General features: G+C 70.2%; 14 protein-coding genes. All 14 read right to left on the bottom strand.

The window, feature by feature from the left end; translation table 11 throughout:
* Nucleotides 1–79 precede the first annotated feature (79 nt).
* Entirely contained in the window at nt 80–2,227 is a 2,148-nt protein-coding gene (locus ACFVXC_RS36770) for a primosomal protein N' (RefSeq protein WP_389914751.1), read from the bottom strand.
* Between the two features lie 337 nt (nt 2,228–2,564).
* A complete protein-coding gene (metK, locus tag ACFVXC_RS36775) occupies nt 2,565–3,773 on the bottom strand; it encodes a methionine adenosyltransferase (protein ID WP_389914754.1) in 1,209 nt (402 codons plus the stop codon).
* A gap of 343 nt (nt 3,774–4,116) precedes the next feature.
* On the bottom strand, nt 4,117–5,382 hold the full coding sequence (gene coaBC, locus ACFVXC_RS36780) for a bifunctional phosphopantothenoylcysteine decarboxylase/phosphopantothenate--cysteine ligase CoaBC (RefSeq protein WP_389914757.1): 1,266 nt from the start codon (nt 5,380–5,382) through the stop codon (nt 4,117–4,119).
* A gap of 71 nt (nt 5,383–5,453) precedes the next feature.
* Nucleotides 5,454–5,726: a DNA-directed RNA polymerase subunit omega gene (gene rpoZ, locus ACFVXC_RS36785; RefSeq protein WP_005319902.1), complete on the bottom strand. Its 273-nt coding sequence runs from the start codon at nt 5,724–5,726 to the stop codon at nt 5,454–5,456.
* Nucleotides 5,727–5,801: 75 nt separating this feature from the next.
* Nucleotides 5,802–6,395 carry a guanylate kinase gene (gmk, locus tag ACFVXC_RS36790; RefSeq protein WP_389914760.1) on the bottom strand — a complete coding sequence of 198 codons (594 nt, stop codon included), beginning with the start codon at nt 6,393–6,395 and terminating at the stop codon, nt 5,802–5,804.
* Between the two features lie 38 nt (nt 6,396–6,433).
* Nucleotides 6,434–6,757: an integration host factor gene (locus ACFVXC_RS36795; protein WP_389914763.1), complete on the bottom strand. Its 324-nt coding sequence runs from the start codon at nt 6,755–6,757 to the stop codon at nt 6,434–6,436.
* A gap of 298 nt (nt 6,758–7,055) precedes the next feature.
* On the bottom strand, nt 7,056–7,910 hold the full coding sequence (gene pyrF, locus ACFVXC_RS36800; RefSeq protein WP_389914766.1) for an orotidine-5'-phosphate decarboxylase: 855 nt from the start codon (nt 7,908–7,910) through the stop codon (nt 7,056–7,058).
* Complete coding sequence (locus tag ACFVXC_RS36805) at nt 7,907–9,013, bottom strand: quinone-dependent dihydroorotate dehydrogenase (protein ID WP_389914768.1); 1,107 nt, start codon at nt 9,011–9,013, stop codon at nt 7,907–7,909. Before ACFVXC_RS36805 ends, pyrF begins: the two co-directional genes overlap by 4 nt.
* A gap of 75 nt (nt 9,014–9,088) precedes the next feature.
* Nucleotides 9,089–12,397 carry a carbamoyl-phosphate synthase large subunit gene (gene carB / locus ACFVXC_RS36810; RefSeq protein ID WP_389914771.1) on the bottom strand — a complete coding sequence of 1,103 codons (3,309 nt, stop codon included), beginning with the start codon at nt 12,395–12,397 and terminating at the stop codon, nt 9,089–9,091.
* On the bottom strand, nt 12,390–13,547 hold the full coding sequence (gene carA, locus ACFVXC_RS36815) for a glutamine-hydrolyzing carbamoyl-phosphate synthase small subunit (protein WP_389914774.1): 1,158 nt from the start codon (nt 13,545–13,547) through the stop codon (nt 12,390–12,392). Before carA ends, carB begins: the two co-directional genes overlap by 8 nt.
* Entirely contained in the window at nt 13,544–14,140 is a 597-nt protein-coding gene (locus ACFVXC_RS36820) for a hypothetical protein (RefSeq protein ID WP_389914777.1), read from the bottom strand. Before ACFVXC_RS36820 ends, carA begins: the two co-directional genes overlap by 4 nt.
* Nucleotides 14,137–15,426 carry a dihydroorotase gene (locus ACFVXC_RS36825; protein WP_389914779.1) on the bottom strand — a complete coding sequence of 430 codons (1,290 nt, stop codon included), beginning with the start codon at nt 15,424–15,426 and terminating at the stop codon, nt 14,137–14,139. The genes ACFVXC_RS36820 and ACFVXC_RS36825 overlap by 4 nt, the downstream gene beginning before the upstream one ends.
* A 4-nt stretch (nt 15,427–15,430) precedes the next feature.
* Nucleotides 15,431–16,417: an aspartate carbamoyltransferase catalytic subunit gene (locus tag ACFVXC_RS36830; RefSeq protein ID WP_389914914.1), complete on the bottom strand. Its 987-nt coding sequence runs from the start codon at nt 16,415–16,417 to the stop codon at nt 15,431–15,433.
* Nucleotides 16,418–16,500: 83 nt separating this feature from the next.
* Entirely contained in the window at nt 16,501–17,073 is a 573-nt protein-coding gene (pyrR, locus tag ACFVXC_RS36835; RefSeq protein WP_160503767.1) for a bifunctional pyr operon transcriptional regulator/uracil phosphoribosyltransferase PyrR, read from the bottom strand.
* Nucleotides 17,074–17,129 lie beyond the last annotated feature (56 nt).

The raw sequence follows: 17,129 nt of genomic DNA on the forward strand, positions 1-17,129 counted from the left end.
CCCCACCCGGCGGGGGCAGCCGCTGCCGTTGAGGCCCTGTGGCGGACCGCCCCCAGGCCCCCAGCGACGGCGACAAGGCCTATCCGATATCCAGGGGGTCCACCCGAATCCGAACAGGCTCAACTGCCCCCCGGGCCATCCGCGCCGCCTGCGCCACCTTGAGCGAAGCGGCAAGCGCGGCCCCACTCCCCGGCGGCACCCGAATCAGCACCCGCTCCCACTGCTCCCCGACCGGCGCCGACCCGGCCCGCCGTACAGGACCGGGCCCCGCGTCCGGCACCGGAACGGGCCCCAACACCACCGCGTCCTCCGGAAGTTCGGCCCCGGCGAGAAACCCGGAGAGCGCCTCCGACGTCCCCGCCACCGAGGCCATCCGCGACACGGGCGGAAACCCGAGCTCGGCCCGCTCGGAAAGCTCTCGCACCGCGTGCCCCACGGGATCCCACCGCACAAGCGCCTGCACGGGCCGCAGAGTCGGCTCGGCGACGACCACCACCGTCCCGCCGACCCCCTGCGGCCGCACCAGCGAGGCCGCGCCGATCCACCGCCGCAACGCTTCCTCCCCGGCCCGCAGATCGGGCCGCCCCAGCATGGCCCACCCGTCGAGCAGCAGAGCCGCGGCATAGCCGCCCTCGGCGACAGGCTCGGCCCCCGGCGTGCTCACCACCAACGCGGGCGCCCCCGCCACGGTGTCGAGCACCTGCTCCCGTCCCGAGGTCCGCACCGGCACCGCGGGAAACGCCCGCCCCAACTCCTCGGCCGTACGCCGCGCCCCCACCACCTGCGCCCGCAGCCGGAACCCCCCGCACTCCCCGCAGTGCCACGCGCCTTCCTCCACGCCACACCAGCCGCACCACAGCCCACCGCCGTCCCGCGCCTCCAACGGGCCCGCACAGTGACGGCACCGCGCGGGCTCCCGGCACCTGTCGCACGCGAGCCTGGGCACATATCCCCGCCGGGGCACCTGCACAAGGACGGGCCCGTGCTCGAGGCCCTCGCGCACCACGTTCCAGGCAAGGGTCGGAAGCCGCGCGGCGCGGGCGGCCTCGTCCCGGGCGAGATCTCCGTCCCCCACCGTCCGTACGAGCGGCGCGGCCCCCCGCACCTGCTCACGATCGGCGACGAGCGGCGCGGCCCATCCACTCTCCACAAGCTGCGCGGCCTCAACCGTGCAACTCCAACTCCCCAGCAGAAAGCCGCACTTGTCCCGCGAGGCCCGCAGTTCGAGCACCTCACGGACATGCGGAAAGGGAGCATTGTCATCGCTGTGACTGGCATCGCCGTCGTCCCACACGGCGACAAGCCCGAGATTCCGTACGGGGGCGAACATGGCGGCCCGGGTGCCCACCACAGCCCGCACGGCGCCCCGCCGCACGGAGAGCCACTCCCGATACCGCCGCTCCTGCCCCACATCAGCGGTGAGCAGAGCGTGCTGCCCCGCCCCCATCAGCCGGGTCAGCGCCGCGTCAACCCTCGCGGCGGGCCGCCCGGCAGGCACCACGACAAGGGCGCCCCGCCCCGAGGCGAGAGTCGCCTGCACGGCCCTGGCGATCTCCTCGGCCCACTCCGGCCCGGGAAGGGCGGTCCACACGGCCCGGGGCGCGCCCCCCGAGGCGAGCGCCCCGAGGAACTCCGCCCCGTGCCCGTACCGCCGCCAGGACCCCACTTCAGGCGCGCCCGGAGGAGCCGGAACCTCCCCGGCCTTCCGCGTCTCGGCCCGCGCGTGCCGGGGCGGAACGGCCAGCTGCAACACATCGGCGAGGCTGCCCGCGTACCGATCGGCCACAGCCCGGGCAAGCCCGAGCAACTCGGCCTCAAGCACAGGCTCAGGCGAGACGACCTGCGCCAGAGCAGCCAGGGGCCCGGAGTAGTCGGACTCGGCGACCCGCTCCACGAGGAACCCGTCGATCAACCCCCCGCCCTCACGCCGCCCGCCCCGCACGTTCCGCGCCCCGGCCCCGAACCGCACCCGGACCCGCACCCCGGGCTGCGCCTGCTCGTCCAACTCCTCGGGCACCGCGTAGTCGAAGTACCGATCAAGATGCAGCACACCTTTGTCCACGAGCACCCGGGCCACCGGCAAGCTCTTGGCCAACGGAGCCCCCCGCCACGTCCGCGGCTTGGCCCGGGGCACATCGGCCTTGCGCACCGCTTCCCGAATGAGCGCAAGCTGCTCCGGAGGCCCGGCCCCGGCCTCCTCCTCAGATTTCCGATTCTCGCTGCTCACAGCAGCATTCCTACCAGACCGCACTGACACCGCTCCCGCGCCCGACCCAGGCGCTCATTCGCGCTACGGGTACACATCACCGAACCGCAAGAGCCCAGGTCCGGCCACGTGCGTGGCCGCTTCGACCTCCTGCGGCCGGGACCCGGCAGAGCAGACGGTTCCGGCGATGTCGCCGGTCGGTCCGCACGTCGTGCCACACGCGGACGGTGCGGGTCCTGTCCCTGCGCGGGACGAGGACCGTCCCGCGCAGGACACGTGACACGCTGAGGCCCGGCTCTCCCACGAGGAGAGAGCCGGGCCTCAGAGAGCCGAGCGGCGGAGAGCCGGAGGGCGTGGGCTACAGCCCCGCAGCCTTCCGCAGAGCATCCACCCGATCCGTCCGCTCCCACGTGAAGTCGGGAATCGCCCGGCCGAAGTGGCCATAGGCGGCGGTCTGCGCGTAGATCGGGCGCAGCAGGTCCAGGTCGCGGATGATCGCGGCCGGGCGCAGGTCGAAGACCTCGGCGATGGCGGCCTCGATCTTGTCGGTGTCGACCGTGGCCGTGCCGAAGGTCTCCACGAACAGGCCCACCGGCTCGGCCTTGCCGATCGCGTAGGCGACCTGGACCTCGCAGCGCGCGGCGAGGCCCGCGGCGACCACGTTCTTGGCGACCCAGCGCATCGCGTAGGCGGCCGAGCGGTCGACCTTGGACGGGTCCTTGCCGGAGAAGGCGCCGCCGCCGTGGCGGGCCATGCCGCCGTACGTGTCGATGATGATCTTGCGGCCGGTCAGGCCGGCGTCGCCCATCGGGCCGCCGATCTCGAAGCGGCCTGTCGGGTTGACCAGGAGGCGGTAGCCCTCGGTCTCCAGCTTGATGCCGTCCTCGAGGAGCGCCCGCAGCTCGGGCTCGACCACGAACTCCCTGATGTCGGGGGCGAGGAGCGAGTCCAGGTCGATGTCCGACGCGTGCTGCGAGGAGACGACGACCGTGTCGAGGCGGACGGCCTTGTCGCCGTCGTACTCGATGGTGACCTGGGTCTTGCCGTCGGGGCGCAGGTACGGAATGGTCCCGTTCTTGCGGACCTCGGAGAGGCGGCGCGAAAGGCGGTGCGCGAGGTGGATCGGGAGCGGCATCAGCTCCGGCGTCTCGTCGCACGCGTAACCGAACATCAGGCCCTGGTCGCCCGCGCCCTGCTTGTCGAGCTCGTCCTCGTCGCCCTCGACGCGCTTCTCGTACGCCGTGTCGACGCCCTGCGCGATATCGGGGGACTGCGAGCCGATGGACACCGAGACGCCGCAGGAGGCGCCGTCGAAGCCCTTCTTGGAGGAGTCGTAACCGATCTCGAGGATCTTGTCGCGCACCAGCTGCGCGATCGGCGCGTACGCCTTGGTCGTCACCTCGCCGGCCACGTGCACCAGGCCGGTGGTGATCAACGTCTCCACGGCGACCCGGGATTTCGGGTCCTCACGCAGAAGGGCGTCGAGAATGGTGTCGCTGATCTGGTCAGCGATCTTGTCGGGGTGACCCTCGGTCACAGACTCCGAGGTGAAGAGACGGCGGGACACATCGCTCCCTGTGGTTGCAGCGGCTGCTGGCTGATCATTGGTGGACGGCCGGGAGCTGCGCCCGGCGTCGTCCGAGACCAGTTTATCGGTCGCACTCGGCCGCCGGAGCACGTGTCTCGCCACTTGGGAGCGCTGTGACCTGCGGCACTGCATTGTGCGGTACGACGATCGTTCTCCACCAGAGGGCCTCGCGCCCGAATTTCCCGGGTTTGAGGCACCCAGTGGGGCGAATCTGACATTCGTGACCAGGTTTTCGCGCCTGTTCCAGTGAGGCTTGAGCAGGAGGTTTCTTCTGGCCTCCGCTGGCTTCTTCTTGCTTCGTCCGGGGATCGCCGGATCTTTTTCAGGAATTCTTCGGCAGGCGTTCAGCCACCAGATCCCAGACCGTGTCCGCGAGCGCTTCCTTGGGTCCGTACGGCACGGGGGTCTCGCTGCCGTCCGCGCCGAGCACGATCGCCTCGTTCTCCTCGGAGCCGAACGTCTTGCGCTCGCCCACTTCGTTGACGACGAGCAGGTCGCAACCCTTGCGTTCCAGCTTGGCGCGGCCGTTGGCGAGCACGTCGTCCGTCTCGGCGGCGAAGCCGACGACGACCTGGCCGGGGCGCGGCCTCTCGCCGGCGATCTCGGCGAGGATGTCGGGGTTGCGGACCAGGGCGATGGGCGCCGGTTCCTGGCCGTCCTTCTTCTTGATCTTTCCTGCCGCGTACGTCTGCGGGCGGAAATCGGCCACGGCCGCCGCCATCACCACGGCATCGGCGTCCGCCGCGGCCTTGATGACCGCTTCACGGAGCTGGACGGCGGTGCCTACGGCCAGGACGTCGACGCCCGCGGGCGCGGGGAGGGCCGCGTTCGCCGACACCAGCGTGACCCGGGCGCCGCGCGCCGCCGCGCTGCGGGCGAGCGCGTACCCCTGCTTGCCGGAGGAACGGTTGCCCAGGAAACGGACCGGGTCGAGCGGCTCGCGCGTACCGCCCGCGCTGACGACGACGTGCCGACCCGTGAGGTCCTGGGCCGCGCCGTCGCGCGCCAGGACACGACGTACGACTTCGAAGAGCTCCACCGGATCCGGGAATCGGCCCTTGCCCGTGTCCACGCCCGTGAGGCGGCCGACGGCGGGCTCGATGACGAGGGCGCCTCGGCGGCGCAGCGTGGCGACGTTCTCCTGCGTGGCCGGGTGCTCCCACATCTCCGTGTGCATGGCGGGCGCGAAGATCACCGGACAGCGGGCGGTGAGGAGCGTGTTCGTCAGGAGGTCGTCGGCGAGGCCGTGGGCCGCCTTCGCCATCATGTCGGCCGTCGCCGGGGCGACGATCACGACGTCCGCGGACTGCCCGATCCGTACGTGCGGCACCTCGTGGACGTCCGACCAGACCTCGGTCGAGACCGGGTTGCCGGACAGGGCCGACCACGTGGCCGCCCCCACGAAGTGCAGTGCCGACCCGGTCGGCACGACGCGTACGTCATGACCCGACTCGGTCAGCCGCCGCAGCAGCTCACAGGCCTTGTACGCGGCGATTCCGCCACTGACCCCCAGAACGACCTTGGGCTTGTCCACGGTCCGTGCCTCCCCGCACTCGGCTCCCCGCACCGGGGAAACGTACGACTCCATGACACACCACAGGCCCGGCAGTCGCGCTGCCGGGCCTGTGGTGAAGAAATGCGACTGACGAGACGACGCGACTACTGGGCCGGGCCCTCGATGGCCTCGGACGTCAGCAGACCGGCGTTGATCTCACGGAGCGCGATCGAGAGCGGCTTCTCGTGGACGTGGGTGTCCACCAGCGGGCCGACGTACTCCAGCAGGCCCTCACCGAGCTGCGAGTAGTACGCGTTGATCTGGCGCGCGCGCTTGGCGGCGTAGATCACGAGGCTGTACTTCGAGTCGGTCGCTTCGAGGAGCTCATCAATCGGCGGGTTGATGATGCCCTCGGGCGCAGTGATGGAAGAGGACACTCTCTGCCTTCCGATGGGGATTGATCTTCGAATGGAGAGAGAAGACCAATCCGGGATTACTGAGGATGAAGAAGATCAAACAACTTTCATCAAGGCTAGCAGCTCGCGCGCTACATCCTCGACGGAGGTATTGACCAGGGTCGTATCGAACTCCGCCTCGGCGGCGAGTTCGATCTTTGCCGCGGCGAGCCTGCGCTCGATCACCACGGGCTCCTCGGTCCCCCGGCCGGTGAGCCGGCGGACCAGCTCCTCCCAGCTCGGCGGGGCGAGGAAGACCAGCTGCGCCTCGGACATCGACTCGCGGACCAGGCGTGCGCCCTGCAGGTCGATCTCCAGGAGGACGGGCTCACCCGCCTCCAGGCGCTCGAGGACGGCACCACGAGGCGTGCCGTAGCGGTTGCCCGCGAACTCGGCCCACTCCAGCAGCTCGCTGTTGGCGATCAGCTTGTCCATCTCCTCGTCGGAGACGAAGAAGTAGTGGACACCGTGCTTCTCGCCGGGGCGCGGCTTCCGCGTGGTGGCCGAGACCGAGAGCCAGACCTCGGGGTGTTCCTTGCGCATATGAGCGACGACCGTGCTCTTGCCGACCCCGGAGGGGCCGGAGAGCACGGTCAGCCGCGGACGTACGTCCGGGGGCACGGGGGTCGTCCCCCGGGATGTTGCAGCCATGCAGCGATTATCCAGGTTCTCAGGAGTGCCTGAGAACGTCAGGCAGCGCCACCACCGAACTCACGCTCCAAGGAGGCGATCTGGTTGGAGCCGAGACCGCGCACACGGCGGCTTTCGGAGATGCCAAGACGCTCCATGATCTGCCGGGCGCGGACCTTGCCCACGCCCGGCAGGGACTCCAGGAGAGCGGAGACCTTCATCTTGCCGATGACATCGTTCTCCTGACCCTGCTTGATGACCTCGTGAAGCGAGGCGCCGGAGTGCTTGAGTCGATTCTTGACCTCGGCCCGCTCCCGGCGAGCCGCGGCGGCCTTTTCGAGCGCGGCTGCGCGCTGTTCAGGGGTAAGGGGCGGAAGAGCCACGCCTACGTCACCTCGGATGTCGAACTGTCGGATACGGACCGGTGAGGAACCTAGTCGCCCCACACCTGGTGAGCAACGTGCAACGCGCTTGCCCGTTCGCTCTCGTCGGAGACTAGCGGGCATGGCCGCCAGAGTCAGCGAGAACAGACGAAAAGTCCTGGTCAGCCTCTACCGAGGTGTGCATTTCGGGCATTTCACCCCGGATTTGGCCTGGTGAGCCATCAGTGAAACGTAAGGACGTGGCCGGACACGTCCTTCGGAGGCGGAAAAACACCCTCCGGGCACCGCCACGGACACCTCATGCCGAGGCGACGGCCTCACGGATCTCGTCCGCGAACCGGCTCGCCGCGACCCGCAGGCCCACGACATCGGGACCCTCGCGCAGGACACCCCGGCTGACGCTGGGCACCACGTTGCGTACGACGTCTCCGAAGACGCCCGGCAGATCCGCCGGGGTGGCACCCTGCGCACCGATGCCGGGGGCGAGCAGCGGACCGTTGACCGCGAGGTCGTACGAGGAGAGGTCCCCCAGCGTCGCCCCGACGACGGCCCCGAAGGACCCCAGGGGCTGCGCACCCGCGTTCTCGGCCGCCAGGTGCCCGAGCATCGTCGCGCCGATCGTGCGGCCGTCCTCGCGCACCGCGTGCTGCACCTCGGCGCCCTCGGGGTTGGAGGTGAGGGCGAGCACGAAGAGCCCGGTGCCGTTCTCGCGCGCGAGGTCGACGGCCGGCTTCAGCGAGCCGTAGCCGAGGTAGGGCGAGACCGTGAGGGCGTCGCTGAACAGCGGCGAGTCCTTGTGCAGGAAGGTCTCCGCGTACGCGGCCATCGTCGAGCCGATGTCACCGCGCTTGGCGTCCATGACCACCAGGGCCCCGGCCGCGCGAAGCTCCTGGACCGCCTTCTCCAGGACGGCGATGCCGCGCGAGCCGAAGCGCTCGAAGAACGCGCTCTGCGGCTTGAAGACCGCCACCGTGCCGGCCAGCGCCTCGACGACGGTCGCGGTGAACCGCTCCAGGCCCGCGACGTCGTCGTTCAGGCCCCAGGCGGACAGCAGGGACGCGTGCGGGTCGATGCCGACGCAGAGCGGCCCGCGCTCGTCCATGGCCCGGCGAAGGCGCGTACCGAAGGGTTCGAGGGCACTCTTGCTGGTCATTCGGGCTTCCTTGCGTCTGCGCCGACGGCCTCGGCGAGCGTGGCGTACGGGGAGGTGTTCAGACGGGCGGCGAGGCCCTTGTGGATCGCGCGGCCCCAGAAGGGCCCTTCGTAGATGAACGCGCTGTAGCCCTGCACCAGGGTGGCGCCCGCGAGGATCCGCTGCCAGGCGTCCTCGGCGTTCTCGACCCCGCCGACGCCCACCAGCGTGACGCGGTCGCCCACGCGCGCGTAGAGGCGGCGCAGGACCTCCAGGGAGCGCTCCTTGAGGGGCGCTCCGGACAGTCCGCCGGTCTCTCCGTGGAGCGACGCCTCGGAGAGCAGACCGAGGCTCTCGCGCGCGATGGTCGTGTTCGTGGCGATGATGCCGTCGAGGCCGAGGTCGACGGCCAGGTCGGCCACCGCGTCGATGTCCTCGTCCGCGAGGTCGGGGGCGATCTTCACGAGGAGCGGCACGCGCCGCCCGGTGACGCTGCGGTCGGCCGCCTCGCGTACGGCGGTGAGCAGCGGGCGCAGCGACTGCGTGGCCTGGAGGTTGCGCAGGCCCGGGGTGTTCGGGGACGACACGTTCACCACGAGGTAGTCGGCGTGGGCGGCGAGCCGCTCGGTCGACTTCACGTAGTCGGCGGCGGCCTCCTCCTCGGGGACGACCTTGGTCTTGCCGATGTTGACGCCCACGACCGTCTTGAAGACGGCCCTGCGGGCGCCCAGGCGCTCGGCCACGGCCGCCGAGCCCTCGTTGTTGAAGCCCATGCGGTTGATCAGCGCACGGTCCGGTACGAGGCGGAAGAGACGCTGCTTGGGGTTGCCGGGCTGCGGCTCCCCCGTGACGGTGCCGATCTCGATGTGGTCGAAGCCCAGCATCGACATGCCGTCGATCGCGACGGCGTTCTTGTCGAAGCCCGCCGCGAGCCCGAAGGGCCCGTGCATCCGAAGGCCGAAGGCCTCGGTGCGCAGCTCCTCGTGGCGCGGCGCGAGCACGGCCGCGACGAAGGTGCGCAGCACCGGGACGCGGGCCGCGAGCCGGATCCAGCGGAAGGCCATGTGGTGGGCCTGCTCCGGGTCCATGCGCTTGAAGACGAGGTTGAAGAAGAATTTGTACATGGAGATGTCCTCGGGGTCCTCATCGGGGTCCTCAGCAGAAGGGGGACACCGGATCGGTGTCCCCCTGGTGGGCTGCTAGTCGCGGGCCGCGGTCAGATGCTCCGCGTGTTCCTGGAGCGAACGGACGCCCACGTCCCCGTGGTTGAGCGCGTCGATGCCCTGGACGGCGGCGGCGAGCGCCTGGACCGTGGTCAGGCAGGGCACGGAGCGGGACACGGCGGCCGTACGGATGTCGTAGCCGTCGAGGCGGCCACCCGTGCCGTACGGGGTGTTGATGATGAGGTCGACCGCGCCGTCGTGGATGAGCTGGACGATCGTCTTCTCGCCGTTCGGGCCCTCGCCCTCGCTCTGCTTGCGCACGACCGTGGCGTTGATGCCGTTGCGCTTGAGCACCTCGGCCGTGCCGGACGTGGCGAGCAACTCGAAGCCGTGCGCGACCAGTTCACGCGCCGGGAAGATCATCGAACGCTTGTCGCGGTTGGCGACGGAGATGAAGGCACGGCCCTTGGTCGGCAGCGGACCGTACGCCCCCGCCTGCGACTTGGCGTACGCCGTGCCGAACACCGAGTCGATGCCCATGACTTCACCGGTGGAGCGCATCTCCGGGCCGAGGATGGTGTCGACGCCACGCCCGTGGATGTCGCGGAAGCGCGACCACGGCATGACGGCCTCCTTCACCGAGATCGGCGCGTCCATCGGCAGCGTGCCGCCGTCACCGGTCGCCGGGAGCATGCCCTCGGCGCGCAGCTCCGCGACGGTCGCGCCGAGCGAGATGCGCGCGGCGGCCTTGGCCAGCGGCACCGCGGTGGCCTTCGAGGTGAAGGGGACGGTGCGCGAGGCACGCGGGTTGGCCTCCAGGACGTAGAGGATGTCCCCGGCCATCGCGAACTGGATGTTGATGAGACCGCGCACGCCGACGCCCTTGGCGATGCCCTCCGTGGAGGCCCGCAGGCGCTTGATGTCGTGGCCGCCGAGCGTGATCGGGGGCAGCGCGCACGCGGAGTCGCCGGAGTGGATACCGGCCTCCTCGATGTGCTCCATGACACCGCCGAGGTAGAGCTCGTGGCCGTCGTAGAGCGCGTCCACGTCGATCTCGATCGCGTCGTCGAGGAAGCGGTCGACGAGCACCGGACGCGAGGGGCTGATCTCGGTCGACTCCTCGATGTACGCGGAGAGGCGGGTCTCGTCGTACACGATCTCCATGCCGCGGCCGCCGAGCACGTACGACGGGCGGACGAGGACGGGGTAGCCGATCTCGTCGGCGATGGCCTTGGCCTCGTCGAAGGTGGTGGCGGTGCCGTGCTTGGGCGCGGGGAGACCGGCCTCGGCGAGCACCCGGCCGAAGGCGCCGCGGTCCTCGGCGGCGTGGATGGCCTCGGGCGGTGTGCCCACGACCGGGACGCCGTTGTCCTTGAGCGCCTGCGCGAGGCCGAGCGGGGTCTGGCCGCCGAGCTGGACGACGACGCCCGCGATCGGCCCTGCCTGCGCCTCGGCGTTGACGATCTCCAGGACGTCCTCGAGCGTCAGCGGCTCGAAGTACAGACGGTCGGAGGTGTCGTAGTCCGTGGAGACGGTCTCCGGGTTGCAGTTGACCATCACGGTCTCGTAGCCCGCGTCGCTCAGCGCGAAGGAGGCGTGGACGCAGGAGTAGTCGAACTCGATGCCCTGGCCGATGCGGTTGGGGCCCGAGCCCAGGATGATGACCGCGGGCTTCTCACGCTTGGCGACCTCGTTCTCCTCGTCGTACGAGGAGTAGAAGTACGGCGTGTTGGCGGCGAACTCGGCGGCGCAGGTGTCGACCGTCTTGTAGACCGGGCGGACCCCGAGGGCGTGCCGGACCTCGCGCACGACGTCCTCGCGCAGGCCGCGGATCTCGGCGATCTGGGCGTCGGAGAAGCCGTGCCGCTTGGCCTCGGCGAGGAGTTCGGCGTCCAGGCGCTCGGCGGCGGTCAGCTCGTCCGCGATCTCCTTGATCAGGAAGAGCTGGTCGACGAACCACGGGTCGATCTTCGTGGACTCGAAGACCTCTTCCGGCGTCGCGCCGGCGCGGATGGCCTGCATGACGGAGTTGATGCGTCCGTCGGTCGGCCGGACGGCCTCGGCCAGGAGCTGCGCCTTGTCACCGGGCTCGCCCACGAAGGTGAACTGCGAACCCTTCTTCTCCAGGGACCGCAGCGCCTTCTGCAGCGCCTCCGTGAAGTTGCGGCCGATCGCCATGGCCTCGCCGACCGACTTCATGGTGGTCGTCAGGGTCGAGTCCGCCGAGGGGAACTTCTCGAAGGCGAAACGCGGGGCCTTGACCACCACGTAGTCGAGCGTCGGCTCGAAAGAGGCCGGGGTCTTCTCGGTGATGTCGTTCGGGATCTCGTCAAGCGTGTAGCCGACGGCCAGCTTCGCGGCGATCTTCGCGATCGGGAAGCCGGTGGCCTTCGACGCGAGCGCGGATGACCGCGAGACGCGCGGGTTCATCTCGATGACGATGACCCGGCCGTCCGTCGGGTCGATGGCGAACTGGATGTTGCAGCCGCCGGTGTCGACGCCGACCTCGCGGATGATCGCGATGCCGACGTCACGCAGGGTCTGGTACTCGCGGTCGGTCAGCGTCATCGCGGGCGCGACGGTGATCGAGTCGCCGGTGTGCACACCCATCGGGTCGAAGTTCTCGATGGAGCAGACGACCACGACGTTGTCGTTCTTGTCGCGCATCAGCTCCAGCTCGTACTCCTTCCAGCCGAGGATGGACTCCTCGAGGAGCACCTCGGTGGTCGGCGAGAGCGTGAGGCCCTGCCCCGCGATGCGGCGCAGCTCCTCCTCGTCGTGCGCGAAGCCGGAACCGGCGCCGCCCATGGTGAAGGAGGGGCGGACGACGACGGGGTAGCCGCCCAGCTCGTCGACGCCCTTGAGGACGTCGTCCATGGAGTGGCAGATGTACGAGCGGGCGGACTCGCCGTGCCCGATCTTCTTGTTGACCTCTTCGACGACGCCCTTGAAGAGGTCGCGGTCCTCGCCCTTGTTGATCGCCTCGACGTTGGCGCCGATGAGCTCGACGCCGTACTTCTCCAGGACGCCCTGCTCGTGCATGGAGATCGCGGTGTTGAGCGCGGTCTGGCCGCCGAGGGTCGGCAGCAGCGCGTCGGGGCGCTCCTTGGCGATGATCTTCTCGACGAACTCGGGGGTGATCGGCTCGACGTACGTGGCGTCGGCGATCTCCGGGTCGGTCATGATCGTCGCCGGGTTGGAGTTCACCAGGATGACGCGCAGGCCCTCGGCCTTCAGGACGCGGCAGGCCTGGGTGCCGGAGTAGTCGAACTCCGCTGCCTGGCCGATGACGATCGGGCCGGAGCCGATGACCAGGACGGACTGGATATCGGTGCGCTTAGGCACGCTGGGCTCCTTCTGCGGTCATCAGGGATACGAAGCGGTCGAAGAGGTACGCGGCGTCGTGCGGGCCCGCGGCCGCCTCGGGGTGGTACTGGACGCTGAAGGCCGGCTGGTCGAGCAGCTGAAGCCCCTCCACCACCTGGTCGTTGAGGCATACGTGGGAGACCTCGGCGCGCCCGAAGGGGGTGTCCGAGACCTTGTCGAGGGGCGCGTCGACGGCGAAGCCGTGGTTGTGCGCGGTGACCTCGACCTTGCCGGTGGTGCGGTCCTGCACCGGCTGGTTGATGCCGCGGTGGCCGTACTTCAGCTTGAACGTGCCGAAGCCGAGGGCGCGGCCGAGGATCTGGTTGCCGAAGCAGATGCCGAACAGCGGCGTCTTGCGTTCGAGCACGCCCCGCATGACGGAGACGGGGTGGTCCGCGGTGGCCGGGTCGCCGGGGCCGTTGGAGAAGAACACGCCGTCCGGGTTGACCGCGTACACGTCTTCCACCGTGGCGGTGGCGGGCAGGACGTGCACCTCGATGCCGCGTTCGGCCATGCGCTGCGGGGTCATGCCCTTGATGCCGAGGTCCACGGCGGCGACCGTGAACTTCTTGGTGCCGATCGCGGGGACGACGTACGTCTCCTTGGTGGCCACCTCGGCGGAGAGGTCGGCGCCCTTCATCTGCGGGGATGCCCGCACCTTGGCGAGCAGGGCGTCGTCGCCGACGCCGGCGGAGGCCTCGCCGGAGAAGATGCCGACGCGCATCGCGCCGCGCTCGCGCAGGTGACGGGTGAGGGCGCGGGTGTCGATGCCGCAGATGCCGACGACGCCCTGGTTCACGAGCTGCTCGTCGAGGGTGCGCTTGGCGCGCCAGTTCGACGGCACGCGCGCGGGGTCGCGCACGACGTAGCCGGAGACCCAGATGCGGGCGGACTCATCGTCCTCGTCGTTCACGCCCGTGTTGCCGACGTGCGGGGCCGTCATGACGACGACCTGGCGGTGGTACGAGGGATCGGTGAGGGTCTCCTGGTAGCCGGTCATGCCGGTGGAGAACACCGCTTCGCCGAAGGTCTCCCCCACGGCCCCGTAGGCACGGCCGCGGAAGATGCGGCCGTCCTCCAGGACGAGTACGGCGGGAACCTTGCTGGCTCCCCTTGTGGAGGTCGTCATCGTGCGGTGCCTTCCGTCGTGCTGGTCGTATTGATCATGTTGTTGATGGCCTCGACCCACCCGGCCTGCTCGGCCGCGTGGTCCGAGCGGAAGCCCGAGTCGAGTCGCTTCTCGCCGTGCTCCCAGGTGACGATCAGCAGACCGCCCTCCGCGAGGACCTTTCCCGCGATGCCCTTGTCGAGGCGGGCCTCGCGCAGCTGTGCGGCCGGGACGAAGAAGTCGGCTGCCCCGGGGCGTACGACATCGAGGCCCGCGTCCGTGAGCGTCAGTTCCACACGGCTGCGGGTACCGAGGCCGTGCGCCACGATGCGGTCGAGCCACTGCCCTGCCGTCGTGGAGCCGTGGTAGCGGCCGCTCAGCTCAAGTTTCGCCGGGCCCGGCTCGCTCGGCGCGCTGGGCAGCTCCGGCAGGTCGCCCTGGAGCGTGCCGCGCCATTTCCAGCCCTCGCGCATCAGCCAGTAGACGAGCGCGATGAAGAGCAGCAGGCCGACGACCCAGCCCGCGCGGGCGGCCCAGTCCGTCACGTCGGCCGACTTCTTCTCGGCGGCGATTGCGGCGGCATTTCCTGCGGCCGCGGAGATCAGAGATGTCACGCGAGCTTCCCGTCGACGACCGTGGCGCGGCCCCGCAGCCACGTGTGTGTCACGCGGCCCGGCAGCTCCCGGCCCTCATAGGGGGTGTTGCCGCTGCGCGAGGCGAAGCCCGCGGGGTCCACGACACCACGGTAAGCCGGATCGAGGAGCGTGAGGTTCGCGGGCTCACCTGCCGAGACGGGGCGTCCGTGGCCCTTCGCCCGGCCGATCTCGGCGGGCTTGACGGACATCCGGTCGGCGACCGCGGCCCAGTTGAGCAGGCCCGTCTCGACCATCGTCTGCTGGACGACGGAGAGCGCGGTCTCCAGGCCCACCATGCCCATGGCGGCCGCGGCCCACTCGCAGTCCTTGTCCTCGTGCGGGTGCGGGGCGTGGTCGGTGGCGACGATGTCGATCGTGCCGTCGGCCAGGGCCTCGCGCAGGGCCATGACGTCGCGCTCGGTGCGCAGCGGCGGGTTGACCTTGTAGACCGGGTTGTACGAGCGGACCATCTCGTCGGTCAGGAGCAGGTGGTGCGGGGTGACCTCCGCGGTCACGTCGATGCCGCGCGACTTGGCCCAGCGCACGATCTCGACGGAGCCCGCTGTCGACAGGTGGCAGATGTGCACCCGCGAACCGACGTGCTCGGCGAGCAGCACGTCACGCGCGATGATCGACTCCTCGGCGACGGCGGGCCAGCCGCCGAGACCGAGCTCGGCGGAGACGATGCCCTCGTTCATCTGGGCGCCCTCGGTGAGGCGCGGCTCCTGCGCGTGCTGGGCGACCACGCCGCCGAACGCCTTCACGTACTCCAGGGCACGGCGCATGATCACGGCGTCGTCGACGCACTTGCCGTCGTCGGAGAAGACGGTGACACCGGCCGCGGACTCGTGCATGGCGCCGAGCTCGGCGAGCTTCTTGCCCTCCAGGCCGACGGTGACGGCGCCGATCGGCTGGACGTCCGCGTATCCGCCCTCCTGGCCGAGGCGGTAGACCTGCTCGACGACGCCGGCGGTGTCGGCGACGGGGAAGGTGTTGGCCATGGCGAACACGGCGGTGTAGCCACCGGACGCGGCGGCGCGTGTGCCGGTCAGGACGGTCTCGGAGTCCTCGCGGCCGGGCTCGCGCAGGTGGGTGTGGAGGTCGACGAGGCCGGGCAGCAGGATCTTGCCCTCGGCCTCGACGACGGTCACGTCGTCACCGGCCTCGATGCCGGTCCCCACCTCAAGGATCGCCTCGCCGTCGATCAGGACGTCCTGGGGCTCGCCGCCGAGGACCCTCGCACCACGGATCAGGGTCTTGCTCATGGTCTTACTTCTCCTCTGAGGCGGTGGGGCGGGTGTGGGTGACGGCGGGTTCGTTGCCGCCCAGGAGCAGGTAGAGGACGGCCATGCGGGTGTGGACGCCGTTGGCCACCTGCTCGATGACCGTGCAGCGGTCGGAGTCGGCGACCTCGGCGGTGATCTCCATGCCGCGGACCATCGGTCCCGGGTGCATCACGATGGCGTGCTCGGGCATCTTCGCCATGCGCTCGCCGTCGAGGCCGTAGCGGCGCGAGTACTCGCGCTCGGTCGGGAAGAACGCGGCGTTCATGCGCTCGCGCTGCACGCGCAGCATCATCACGGCGTCGGACTTCGGGAGCACGCGGTCCAGGTCGTACGAGACGTCGCAGGGCCAGGTGTCCACGCCGACCGGCACGAGCGTGGGCGGGGCGACGAGGGTGACCTCGGCGCCCAGGGTGTGCAGGAGGTCGACGTTCGAGCGCGCGACCCGGCTGTGCAGGACGTCGCCGACGAGCGTGATGCGCTTGCCGTTCAGGTCCTTGCCCAGGCCCGCGTCCCTGCCGACGAGGCGGCGCCGCATGGTGAAGGCGTCGAGCAGTGCCTGCGTAGGGTGCTGGTGGGTGCCGTCGCCGGCATTGATCACCGGGGCGTCGATCCAGCCGGAGGTGGCGAGGCGGTAGGGGGCGCCGGACGCGCCGTGCCGGATGACGACGGCGTCGACGCCCATCGCCTCCAGGGTCTGGGCGGTGTCCTTGAGGGACTCGCCCTTGGAGACGCTGGACCCCTTGGCTGCGAAGTTGATGACGTCGGCGGAGAGGCGCTTCTCGGCGGCCTCGAAGGAGATCCGGGTCCGGGTCGAGTCCTCGAAGAACAGATTGCAGATCGTGCGGCCGCGCAGGGCGGGAAGCTTCTTGATCGGCCGGTCGGCGACCCGGGCCATCTCCTCGGCGGTGTCGAGGATGAGAACGGCGTCGTCGCGGGTGAGGTCGGCGGCCGAGATGAGGTGTCGCATCATCTGGGTGTACTCCGTCATGTGGAGGTGTGCGGGCACGCGGGCGCGCAGGGGTGTGCCCCGGCGCCCCGTGGGGGAAGCCGGGCCTACGCGGAAGCGGGCTTGGCGCCGAGCAGCACGGCGTCGCGGCCGTCCTCCTCGGCGAGCTGGACCTTGACCGTCTCCCGCAGCGACGTGGGGAGGTTCTTGCCGACGTAATCGGCGCGGATCGGAAGTTCGCGGTGGCCGCGGTCGACGAGGACGGCGAGCTGCACGGCGCGCGGACGGCCGATGTCGTTCAGGCCGTCGAGGGCCGCGCGGATGGTGCGGCCGGAGAAGAGCACGTCATCGACGAGGACGACGAGGCGGCCGTCGATGCCGTCACCGGGGATCTCGGTGCGGGCGAGTGCGCGCGGCGGGTGCATGCGCAGATCGTCGCGGTACATCGTGATGTCGAGTGAGCCAACCGGGATCGTGCGTCCGGTGATTTCTTCGAGCTTCTCGGCGAGGCGCCGGGCGAGGAAGACACCGCGGGTGGGAATGCCGAGCAGCACCACGTCTTCGGCGCCTTTGGCGCGCTCGACGATCTCGTGTGCGATACGGGTCAACACCCGTGCGATGTCCGGGCCTTCGAGCACGGGCCGGGCGACATCGGATTCGTTCGTGTCGTGCGAGTCCATATGAAACGGACCTCCTTCTCCGCCTCACGGGACGGACCTTAAAGGACGTCGAAATT

Origin of the sequence: Streptomyces sp. NPDC058257, from assembly GCF_042881845.1 — a bacterium.
GTDB lineage: Bacteria > Actinomycetota > Actinomycetes > Streptomycetales > Streptomycetaceae > Streptomyces.